This window comes from uncultured Mycobacterium sp., assembly GCF_964249325.1.
In the GTDB taxonomy this organism is placed as follows: domain Bacteria; phylum Actinomycetota; class Actinomycetes; order Mycobacteriales; family Mycobacteriaceae; genus Mycobacterium.
In genome coordinates, this window is sequence record NZ_CAXUCH010000163.1 from 1 (window position 1) to 9961 (window position 9961).

10 protein-coding genes and 1 pseudogene are annotated in these 9961 nt (G+C 66.9%); 9 read left to right on the top strand and 2 right to left on the bottom strand.

Going from position 1 to position 9961, the window contains the following annotated elements; genetic code table 11:
- The first annotated feature begins 34 nt into the window (after positions 1-34).
- The 9 genes from murC to ACFE99_RS17915 all read left to right on the top strand — a co-directional run bounded on the left by murC (position 35) and on the right by ACFE99_RS17915 (position 7922).
- Positions 35-1519, top strand: a complete 1485-nt coding sequence (gene murC, locus ACFE99_RS17875; RefSeq protein ID WP_375487603.1) for a UDP-N-acetylmuramate--L-alanine ligase — start codon at positions 35-37, stop codon at positions 1517-1519.
- Positions 1513-2424: a cell division protein FtsQ/DivIB gene (locus ACFE99_RS17880; RefSeq protein WP_375487605.1), complete on the top strand. Its 912-nt coding sequence runs from the start codon at positions 1513-1515 to the stop codon at positions 2422-2424. The genes murC and ACFE99_RS17880 overlap by 7 nt, the downstream gene beginning before the upstream one ends.
- 218 nt (positions 2425-2642) lie before the next feature.
- A complete protein-coding gene (ftsZ, locus tag ACFE99_RS17885) occupies positions 2643-3785 on the top strand; it encodes a cell division protein FtsZ (RefSeq protein ID WP_375487619.1) in 1143 nt (380 codons plus the stop codon).
- 10 nt (positions 3786-3795) lie between these two features.
- The gene (gene pgeF / locus ACFE99_RS17890) at positions 3796-4503 is read left to right on the top strand and encodes a peptidoglycan editing factor PgeF (protein ID WP_375487607.1); all 708 of its coding nucleotides are present in this window, start codon (positions 3796-3798) and stop codon (positions 4501-4503) included.
- Entirely contained in the window at positions 4500-5282 is a 783-nt protein-coding gene (locus ACFE99_RS17895; RefSeq protein WP_375487609.1) for a YggS family pyridoxal phosphate-dependent enzyme, read from the top strand. The genes pgeF and ACFE99_RS17895 overlap by 4 nt, the downstream gene beginning before the upstream one ends.
- 56 nt (positions 5283-5338) lie before the next feature.
- A complete protein-coding gene (locus tag ACFE99_RS17900; protein WP_375487611.1) occupies positions 5339-5974 on the top strand; it encodes a cell division protein SepF in 636 nt (211 codons plus the stop codon).
- Between the two features lie 141 nt (positions 5975-6115).
- Positions 6116-6406 (top strand): YggT family protein, encoded by a 291-nt coding sequence (locus tag ACFE99_RS17905; RefSeq protein ID WP_083088894.1) that lies wholly within the window; start codon positions 6116-6118, stop codon positions 6404-6406.
- A 229-nt stretch (positions 6407-6635) separates the two neighbouring features.
- A complete protein-coding gene (locus ACFE99_RS17910) occupies positions 6636-7439 on the top strand; it encodes a DivIVA domain-containing protein (RefSeq protein ID WP_375487613.1) in 804 nt (267 codons plus the stop codon).
- Positions 7440-7520: 81 nt separating this feature from the next.
- On the top strand, positions 7521-7922 hold the full coding sequence (locus ACFE99_RS17915) for a hypothetical protein (protein ID WP_375487615.1): 402 nt from the start codon (positions 7521-7523) through the stop codon (positions 7920-7922).
- A gap of 54 nt (positions 7923-7976) precedes the next feature.
- Here ACFE99_RS17915 and ACFE99_RS17920 read toward each other — a convergent pair.
- Positions 7977-8660 (bottom strand): annotated as a pseudogene (locus ACFE99_RS17920) (phosphoribosyltransferase); the annotation flags it as partial.
- A 132-nt stretch (positions 8661-8792) separates the two neighbouring features.
- Entirely contained in the window at positions 8793-9680 is an 888-nt protein-coding gene (locus tag ACFE99_RS17925; RefSeq protein ID WP_375487617.1) for an SDR family NAD(P)-dependent oxidoreductase, read from the bottom strand.
- Between the last annotated feature and the right edge of the window lie 281 nt (positions 9681-9961).

The following is a 9961-nucleotide window of genomic DNA, read 5'->3' on the forward strand; positions in this document are numbered from 1 at the left end:
CGCGTGAGCGGCCGCCGACGGGAACGGGGCGACGGTGAGTGACACGTCGCTGCCGCCGGAGTTGCAGCGGGTGCACATGGTCGGCATTGGGGGAGCCGGCATGTCGGGTATTGCCCGCATCCTGCTGGACCGCGGCGGGATGGTCTCGGGGTCCGACGCCAAAGAGTCGCGGGGTGTGCGTGCATTGCGCGCCCGCGGTGCGCTGATCCGCATCGGCCACGACACCTCGTCGCTGGATCTGCTGCCCGGCGGGCCGACCGCGGTCATCACCACCCATGCCGCGCTCCCCAAGACCAACCCCGAGCTGGTCGAAGCCCGCCGTCGCGGCATCCCGGTGCTACTGAGACCGGGCGTGCTGGCCAAGCTGATGGCCGGGCGCACCACCTTTATGGTCACCGGTACGCACGGAAAGACGACGACGACGTCGATGCTGATCGTCGCGCTGCAGCACTGCGGGCTCGATCCGTCCTTCGCGGTCGGCGGCGAGTTGGGCGAGGCCGGGACCAACGCCCACCACGGCAGCGGCGACTACTTCGTCGCCGAGGCCGACGAAAGTGACGGCTCGCTGCTGGAGTACACGCCCCACGTCGCAGTCGTCACCAACATCGAGTCCGATCATCTCGACTTCTTCGGCAGCGTCGATGCGTATACCGCGGTGTTCGACTCCTTTGTCGAACGCCTTGCCCCCGGCGGAGCGCTGGTGGTCTGCACCGACGATCCGGGAGCCGCCGCGCTGGCTGAACGCACTGCCGCACTGGGAATTCGGGTGCTGCGCTATGGCAGCCAGCCCACCGATCATGCCTCCGTAAGCGGGAGGTGCGCCCCAACCGCCACGCTCCTGTCGTGGGAGCAGCAAGGTACCGGCGCGGTGGCGCACATCCAGCTAACCGGCGACCCCAACCCGTGGGCGATGCGGTTATCGGTGCCGGGCCGGCACATGGCGCTCAACGCGTTGGGCGCATTCCTTGCCGCTGTCGAAATCGGCGCCCCACCTGAGTCGGTGCTCGACGGGCTGGCCGGCTTTGAAGGGGTGCGCCGGCGATTCGAGCTGATCGGCACTGCGGCATCGGTGCGGGTATTCGACGACTACGCCCACCACCCGACCGAGATCAGCGCGACTCTGGCCGCTGTTCGCACACTGTTGGAGCAAAGCGGCAACGGTCGGGCGCTGGTGGTTTTCCAGCCCCATTTGTATTCGCGGACAAAGGCTTTCGCAGCTGAGTTCGGCCACGCCCTCGATGCCGCCGACGAGGTCTTCGTGCTCGATGTCTATGGCGCGCGCGAACAACCGCTGGCCGGGGTGAGCGGAGCCACTGTGGCCGAGCACGTCAGCGTGCCGGTGCACTATGTTCCGGATTTCTCCGCCGTCGCTGAAGCGGTGGCCGCGGCGGCACGGCCCGGCGACGTCGTGGTCACCATGGGCGCCGGCGACGTGACCATGCTCGCGCCGGAGATCGTGACCGCGCTGCGGGTACGGGCCAACCGCACGTTGCCGGGCCGCCCCGGGGAGCAGTGGTGAGTGAACCGACGTCCGGGCCGGCGACCGAGGCGGTGACCGAGCCGATCGCCAGCCCGGAGGGTGAAACCCCCGACTCGGGGGCGATCCGCTTGGAAGGCCCGCGTCGTCGGGCGCGTCAGGAGCGCGCGGAGCGCCGAGCCGCGGAAGCCCGGGCCAGGGCTATCGAAGAGGCCCGCCGGGAGGCCAAACGTAAGGCCCGCGGCGGCATGCTCGGCGAGGGCAAACCCGTTCCGCGCGGCGCGGTTCGCGGCTTGAAGATGATGCTCGCGACGGTGCTGTTGGCGGTGCTCACTGTCGGGCTGGGGCTGATCCTGTACTTCACGCCGGCGATGTCCGCGCGCAGCATCGTCGTCACCGGAACCGGCGCGGTGACTCGCGACGAGGTACTCGACGCGGCGCAGGTGCAGCCCGGGACGCCGCTGCTGCAGATCGACACCGACGCGGTCGCCGACCGCGTGGCGGCGATCCGGCGGGTGGCCAGCGCGAGGGTGCAGCGTCAGTACCCGTCGGCGCTGCGGATCACCATCGTCGAGCGAATTCCCTTGGTGGTCAAGGACTTTCCCGATGGCCCGCACCTCTACGACCGTGACGGTGTCGACTTCGCGACCGCCCCGCCACCGCCGTCGCTGCCCTACATCGACGTCGACAATCCCGGTCCGACGGACCCGGCCACCAAGGCCGTGCTGGCGGTGCTCACCGCGCTGCGCCCGGAGGTTGCGGGCCAGGTCGGCCGGGTCGCGGCTCCGTCGGTTGCCTCCATCACGTTGACGCTGGCCGACGGGCGAACAGTGATCTGGGGGACCACCGACCGCACCGAGGAGAAGGCCGAGAAACTCGCCGCATTGATGACGCAGCCGGGGCGAACCTACGACGTGTCCAGTCCAGATTTACCGACGGTCAAGTAAGGCGGCGCCCGGGGCGCGGCAGAAAAACGGCCGAAATTCACGGCGACGCGTCGGCGCGCCTGCATCACGAGCACGCACCGCGGCCATACGGTTCTGGTTGCGCGGAACTACTTGACATAACTCTAAGCCTAAGGTTGAGGTTGAGGGTTTAGGGACTCGCCGAGGGTCGCCAAGGAGCTTCGCCACCAGGCCAAGCCACCAGGGAGGAAGACGCAATGATGACCCCCCCGCATAACTACCTGGCCGTCATCAAAGTCGTGGGTATCGGCGGCGGCGGTGTTAACGCCGTCAACCGGATGATCGAGCAGGGCCTCAAGGGCGTGGAGTTCATCGCGATCAACACCGACGCCCAAGCGCTGCTGATGAGCGATGCCGACGTCAAACTCGACGTCGGCCGTGACTCCACCCGTGGCCTCGGCGCCGGCGCCGATCCGGAGGTAGGGCGCAAGGCCGCCGAAGACGCCAAGGACGAGATCGAAGAGCTGTTGCGCGGGGCGGACATGGTGTTCGTCACCGCCGGCGAAGGCGGCGGTACCGGCACCGGCGGGGCGCCCGTCGTTGCGAGCATCGCCCGCAAGCTCGGCGCGTTGACGGTCGGCGTGGTAACCCGACCCTTCTCGTTCGAGGGCAAGCGGCGCAGCCAACAAGCGGAAACCGGCATCGCCACGCTGCGGGAAAGCTGTGACACGCTGATCGTGATCCCCAACGACCGGCTGCTGCAGATGGGCGACGCCCAAGTGTCGCTGATGGATGCGTTCCGCAGCGCCGATGAGGTGCTGCTCAACGGGGTGCAGGGGATCACCGACCTCATCACCACGCCGGGGCTGATCAACGTCGACTTCGCCGACGTCAAGGGAATCATGTCCGGGGCCGGCACCGCGCTGATGGGCATCGGCTCCGCCCGTGGCGAGGGCCGAGCACTCAAAGCGGCCGAGATCGCGATCAACTCACCGCTGCTGGAACAGTCCATGGAGGGCGCACAAGGCGTGCTGATGTCGATCGCCGGCGGCAGCGACCTGGGCCTGTTCGAGATCAACGAGGCGGCGTCGCTCGTGCAAGACGCCGCCCATCAAGACGCCAACATCATTTTCGGCACCGTCATCGACGATTCACTCGGCGACGAAGTGCGGGTCACCGTGATCGCGGCCGGTTTCGCGTCGACCGGACCCAGCCGCAGGCCGATCGGGAGCGGTGGTGAAACTCCGACGATCGCCCCAGGCAAGCACGGCAAGGTCTCCTCGACGCTCTTCGAGCCGGCGGACGCGGTGAGCGTCCCGGTGCCCACCAACGGCACGACGTTCAACATCGGCGGCGATGACGACGACGAGGACGTCGACGTGCCGCCGTTCATGCGGCGCTAATACTGGGCAGGTGAGCTATCGCATCCGGCGGGTGATCACCACCCGGGCGGGCGGTGTCTCGGCCCCGCCGTTCGACACCTTCAATCTCGGTGACCACGTCGGTGACGACCCCGCGGCGGTGGCGGCCAACCGGGCGCGGCTGGCCGCGACGATCGGACTCGGCGCCGACCGGGTGGTGTGGATGAACCAGGTCCACGGCGATCACGTCGAGGTGGTCGACGAGCCGCAGAGTGCCGCCGTCGACGGCACCGACGCCTTGGTGACCACCACGCCGCGGCTGGCGCTGGCCGTGGTGAGCGCCGACTGCGTGCCGGTGTTGATGGCCGATGCCCGGGCCGGCGTGGTCGCGGCGGTACACGCCGGGCGCGTCGGTGCCCAGCGCGGCGTGGTGGCGCGGGCACTGGACACGATGCTGTCTGTCGGTGCGCACACCGAAGACATCTCCGTTTTGCTCGGTCCCGCGGTCAGCGGGCGCAACTACGAAGTGCCCGCAGCGATGGCCGACGAGGTCGACGCGGCGCTGCCGGGCAGCCGTACCAGCACGTCAGCCGGCACGCCCGGACTCGACCTGCGAGCCGGAATCGCTTGCCAGTTAAGCGAATTGGGCGTTGAAGCCATTGACATCGACCGGCGCTGCACGGTGGACGACCCGGGCCTGTTCAGCCACCGCCGCGGCGCGCCGACCGGGCGGCTGGCGTCGCTGGTGTGGATGGAATGAACGCCGTGGCCGACGTCGGGCTCAGCCCGGAAGCCCGAGAAGAGCGCGAATTGGAATTGGCCAATGCTTTGGCCGCACTGCGATCCCGATTGGCGACGGCCGCCGAGGCGGCGGGCCGCAAACTCGAAGAAATTGAGCTTCTACCGATTACCAAATTCTTTCCAGCAACCGATGTTGCGATTTTGTCGCGACTGGGTTGTACATCCGTTGGCGAATCCCGCGATCAGGAAGCCTCGGCAAAGGTCCGTGAAGTCGCCCAGTTATTAGGCCCGACGTCACCGCCGCTGTGCTGGCACATGGTCGGTCAGATCCAGCGCAACAAGGCCCGGTCACTGGCACGCTGGTCGCACACCGTGCATTCGGTCAGCAGCGTGCGCACGGCGGCCGCGCTCGACCGGGCGGTGGGTGTGGCCCGCGCGGAAGGCCATCGGCGCGACCCGATGAGGATCTACGTCCAGATCAGTCTCGACGGCGACGTGTCCCGCGGCGGCGTCGACGTCTCGGCGCCCGACGCGGTTGACGAGATCTGCGCGCAGATCGCGGCCGCCGACAACCTCGAGCTGGTGGGATTGATGGGCATTCCGCCGCTGGATTGGGATCCGGACACGGCCTTCGACCGCCTGCAATCGGAGCATGACCGGGTCCGCCGGTCGCACCCGAGCGCGGTGGGGCTGTCCGCCGGGATGTCGAACGACCTGGAAGTAGCGATAAAACATGGTTCGACCTGTGTGCGTGTCGGTACCGCGCTATTTGGTCCTCGACCGTTACGGTCACCGTGATACGCCACTGTAGTCACACCTTCATCAAAGGCACCGCATCCAGAAGGGGTCACGCGATGAGCACACTGCACAAGGTCAAGGCCTACTTCGGTATGGCTCCGATGGAGGACTACGAGGACGAGTACTACGACGACGACCGCGCTCCCTCCCGCAGCGGTTACTCCCGGCACCGGTTCGACGACGGCTACAGCCGCTACGAGGCGCGGGACTACGACGATCCGCGCGGCGAGCCCGACGACTATCCGCCGGGCAGCTACCGCAGCGGCTACCCCGACGACCACCGCTTCCGGCCCCGCGACTACGACCGAAGTGAACTGGGCCGGCCTCGATTTGGGCTATTGCGCGGCTCGACCCGCGGCGCGCTGGCGATGGACCCGCGCCGGATGGCGATGCTGTTCGACGAGGGCAGCCCGCTGTCGAAGATCACCACGCTGCGGCCCAAGGACTACACCGAGGCCCGCACCATCGGCGAGCGTTTCCGCGACGGCAACCCGGTGATCATCGACTTGGTGTCACTGGACAACGCCGAAGCCAAACGGCTGGTGGACTTCGCCGCGGGTTTGGCGTTCGGGCTGCGGGGATCGTTCGACAAGGTCGCTACCAAGGTGTTCCTGCTGTCGCCCGCGGACGTCGAGGTGTCGCCGGAGGAGCGCCGCCGAATCGCCGAGACAGGGTTCTACGCCTACCAGTAGCGAGCAACAGCCTGTCGCGCGGCGAGCGCAGGGCACGGCTGTGTGGGTCGGCAGCCGCAGTCGGTAGGCTGTCGGTCGTCGCATTGGTCACGGTGACCGTGTCGTCGATGTCACATTCTCATTAGTAAGGTCGGGCTCTCGTTGGCGTTGTTCTTCGAAATCCTCGGTTTCGCGCTGTTCGTCTTCTGGCTGCTGCTGATCGCCCGGGTCGTTGTCGAGTTCGTCCGCTCGTTCAGCCGTGACTGGCATCCGCGCGGCGCGACGGTGGTGATCCTGGAGATCATCATGTCGCTCACTGATCCTCCGGTGAAGCTGTTACGCCGGTTGATTCCGCAGCTCACGATCGGTGCGGTTCGCTTCGATTTGTCCATCATGGTGTTGCTGCTGGTTGCGTTCATCGGCATGCAGCTGGCATTCAGCGCCGCCGCTTGAGCCGCGACAGGGATGGTCCGGCCCGAGCCAAAAGTGTTCGCAGCGCGGATTTCTCGTGCCTTAAGTCGGCATTCGGCAAATCTTAAATTTTGAAATTCGTTCTTAATTATCGGTCTCATCTGCAACCGCCGGGTCTGGTGTGACAGGATGGGCGACAGTTGCGGTACGGCTAGCAGGCCGTTCTACACTTTCCAGATCGTTTGACCGTACAGAGTCGAGGGGGCAAAGAATGCCGCTCACACCAGCCGACGTCCACAATGTGGCGTTCAGTAAGCCGCCGATCGGCAAGCGTGGCTATAACGAAGACGAGGTCGACGCCTTCCTCGACCTGGTGGAAACCGAGCTCACCCGGCTCATCGAGGAGAATTCCGATCTCCGCCAGCGGGTCAACGAATTGGAGCAAGAGTTGGCTAGCGCCCGCAGCGGTGGCGGCGCTCAACAGACCGAAGCGATTCCGCTTTATCGCCCCGAGCCCGAACCGGAGCGCGCACCGGCCCCGGCCGCGGCACCCGCGGCGCCCGTGGAGATCGGTGAGGATCAGGCCATCAAGGCGGCCAAGGTGCTGAGCCTGGCCCAGGACACCGCCGACCGGCTGACCAGCACCGCCAAGGCAGAGGCGGACAAGCTGCTGGCCGATGCGCGCGCCAACGCCGACCAGATTCTGGCCGACGCCCGGCGTGAAGCCGACTCCACGATCGCCGAGGCCCGGCAGCGCGCGGACGCAATGTTGGCCGATGCCCAGACCCGGTCGGAGGCGCAGCTGCGGCAGGCGCAGGAGAAGGCCGACGCGTTGCAGGCCGACGCCGAACGCAAGCATTCCGAGATCATGGGGACCATCAACCAGCAGCGCACGGTGCTGGAAGGCCGGCTGGAGCAACTTCGCACGTTTGAGCGCGAATACCGCACCCGGCTGAAGACCTACCTGGAGTCCCAGCTCGAAGAGCTCGGCCAGCGCGGCTCGGCAGCACCGGTGGATTCCAGCGCCGCTAATGAGGCCGGCGGGTTCAACCAGTTCAATCGGGGTACTAACTAGTCGAGCGGGCCCGGTCTGCGCGGCTTGCGTCGGCGCTGGCAGGCTTAGCAGTCGCTGCCCCGTCGGCTGGAGGATTGACCGATGCTGATTATTGCGCTGGTGCTCGCGGTGATAGGCCTTGCCGCGTTGGTGTTCGCGGTCGTCACCAGCAACGAGTTGGTGGCATGGGTGTGCATCGGCGCCAGCGTGTTGGGCGTGGTGCTGCTGATCATCGACGCGCTGCAGGAACGCCAGCGGCGCCAGGCTGGCGGCTCTGGTGGTGAACCCGTTCCGGCGAGTGCCGAGGCGCGACCAGGCGCAGGCCAGAGCGGATATGGCGTATCCGGTGGTCCGGATAGCGGCGTCACCGAAGGCGATTACGCGGACTACCCCGAAGACGTCCCGGAGGAGCACAGCAGCGCCGAATCGGGCACGGCCACCGGCGAGAAGCTGGCGCCCGAGGCTGACCAGGGTGACGCCGTCAGGGACGACGACACTCGTTAAGCACCGGCCGTACACCTCCGCGAGGGCCGCTGAAGCTCAGTTCTGACGGGCACCTTACCATGGCGGGGTGGCCAGCAGGTCACGGACCTCGTCGTCGCTGACTTGGTGAAAGTCGTCGTAGACCTGCCCCACCGCCTCGAACGCGGGCGGCATCGTCGCGCACACCACGTCGTCGGCCTCCTGGGCCAGTTGCTGGCACGCGGACGGCGGGCCGACCGGGACGGCGACCACGACCGCTTGCGGGCCGGACGCCCGCACGGCGCGCACCGCAGCAAGCATGCTGGCACCGGTGGCGATGCCGTCGTCGACCAGGATCACGGTTTTGCCGCGCGGGTCGGCCACGGGGCGATCGCCGCGATAGGCCTGCTCGCGCCGCTTGAGTTCAGCGGTTTCGCGTTCGATGACCGCGCGCACCTGCTCGTCGCTGATGCGAAGGCTGGATACCACGTTGTCGTTCATCACCACGCCGCCGCCGCTGGCCAACGCCCCCATGGCGAGTTCGCTCCACTGCGGCACGCCCAGCTTGCGGACCAAGAACACGTCGAGGTCGGCGTGCAGCGCTGCGGCGACTTCCCATCCGACGGGAAGGCCGCCGCGGGCCAGCCCGTACACGAGCAGGCCATCGCGGCCGCGGTAGGACGATAGTTCCTCGGCCAGCACGCGCCCGGCTTCATGACGGTCGCGGAAGGTGCGCCGCGACGTCCGCCGAAGAAAGCCACTCGATCGGTTCATTCGCCGTACTCTCCAGTGCTGGCGAGATCCAGCCTACGACTGCGGGACACCGGTTGGCTGAGTTCGTTCACGTCAGGATTGCGGCTTCCCCGACTGCCGGAGGACCAAACTGGTGGCGGTGCTTTCGCGCAGCGCAGCTTATCGCGATCTGCTGACGGCCAGGGCGACCAGAACGTCCAGCACCCGATCCGGCGTGAGACGTCGCGCCACCGTACTGATCCATGGATCCGCGCCCACCCGGTAGCGAGTTTTCGGCCGTTTGGCGACCAAGGCGGCCGCAACTGCGTTGGCATACTGCATCGGAGTGGTCTTGCTCGCATACACGTGGGTTTCATGGGCGTCCAGAAAAGCGGTCAACCGGCTGCGGTACGTGGCGGCAACTTCGGCGGGGGCCGTGCCGATGATCTGTTCGGCCGAGGCGCGCACCTTGCGCCAGATCGGCGTCTCTACTACGCCGGGCTGGATCACCGAAACCCGCACCCCCAGTGGCCGCAATTCGCGGCGCAGCGCATCACTCAACGCTTCTTTACCCAACTCAGCTGCCGCGTACGCGCCGAGAAACGGCGGTGTTACGTTGCCGATACTGGAGCTGACGTTGACGATCCGGCCCTTCGAGGCACGCAGCAACGGCAGAAAACGTCGCGTAATTTGCAGCGCCCCAATGAGATTAGTTTCGAGCTGAGTGCGCAGCGCGTCGATCGGAAGGCACTCCAGTGGCGCACTGACGCAGACACCGGCGTTGTTCACCACGGCCCACACTCCGGTGTCGGCACACCGTAGTTCAACATAATCGCCGGCCCGCGCGATTGAGCTTGCGTCGGTGACGTCCAGGAGTACCGGGATCAATTCACCAGCCGACGTGGGCAGATTGATGAGGTCCTCGGCGCTTGACGTTGACCGCACGCCCGCGAACACCCGGTAACCGAGATCGGCGAGGTGCAAGGCGGCCGCCCGGCCGAGTCCGCTTGACGCGCCGGTGATTACCACCGATTTGTGCCGCGGCCGCCACAGCGCCGAGGACGTCATCGCACGATCGTAGCGGCGCAACATCGACGCGCGTACCGATCGCGTGGACGGAGATCGTCTCGGCGAGACGTGCTGGCTAGACGCTCCTCAACTCGGTCGACGTTGGCGACGAGGGCGGGAAACAAATGCTCGGGCTCGGGGTCGTTCCAGTCAAGACCCTTCGGCTGCCCGGCTCAGTCTGAACACGCGGCTAGCTAGTCAGGGTACTAAATGATCTGCAAACCCGACTTGGCTCGAGTTGGTGCGCAATGGCACCGCTGGTGTTGATGAGGGGTTGCGGA

Coding starts and splice junctions, on each gene's coding strand:
- ftsZ (WP_375487619.1), top strand. CDS start 2,643: ATGACCCCCCCGCATAACTACCTGGCCGTCATCAAAGTCGTGGGTATC.
- ACFE99_RS17895 (WP_375487609.1), top strand. CDS start 4,500: ATGAACGCCGTGGCCGACGTCGGGCTCAGCCCGGAAGCCCGAGAAGAG.
- ACFE99_RS17900 (WP_375487611.1), top strand. CDS start 5,339: ATGAGCACACTGCACAAGGTCAAGGCCTACTTCGGTATGGCTCCGATG.
- ACFE99_RS17910 (WP_375487613.1), top strand. CDS start 6,636: ATGCCGCTCACACCAGCCGACGTCCACAATGTGGCGTTCAGTAAGCCG.
- ACFE99_RS17915 (WP_375487615.1), top strand. CDS start 7,521: ATGCTGATTATTGCGCTGGTGCTCGCGGTGATAGGCCTTGCCGCGTTG.
- ACFE99_RS17925 (WP_375487617.1), bottom strand. CDS start 9,680: ATGACGTCCTCGGCGCTGTGGCGGCCGCGGCACAAATCGGTGGTAATC.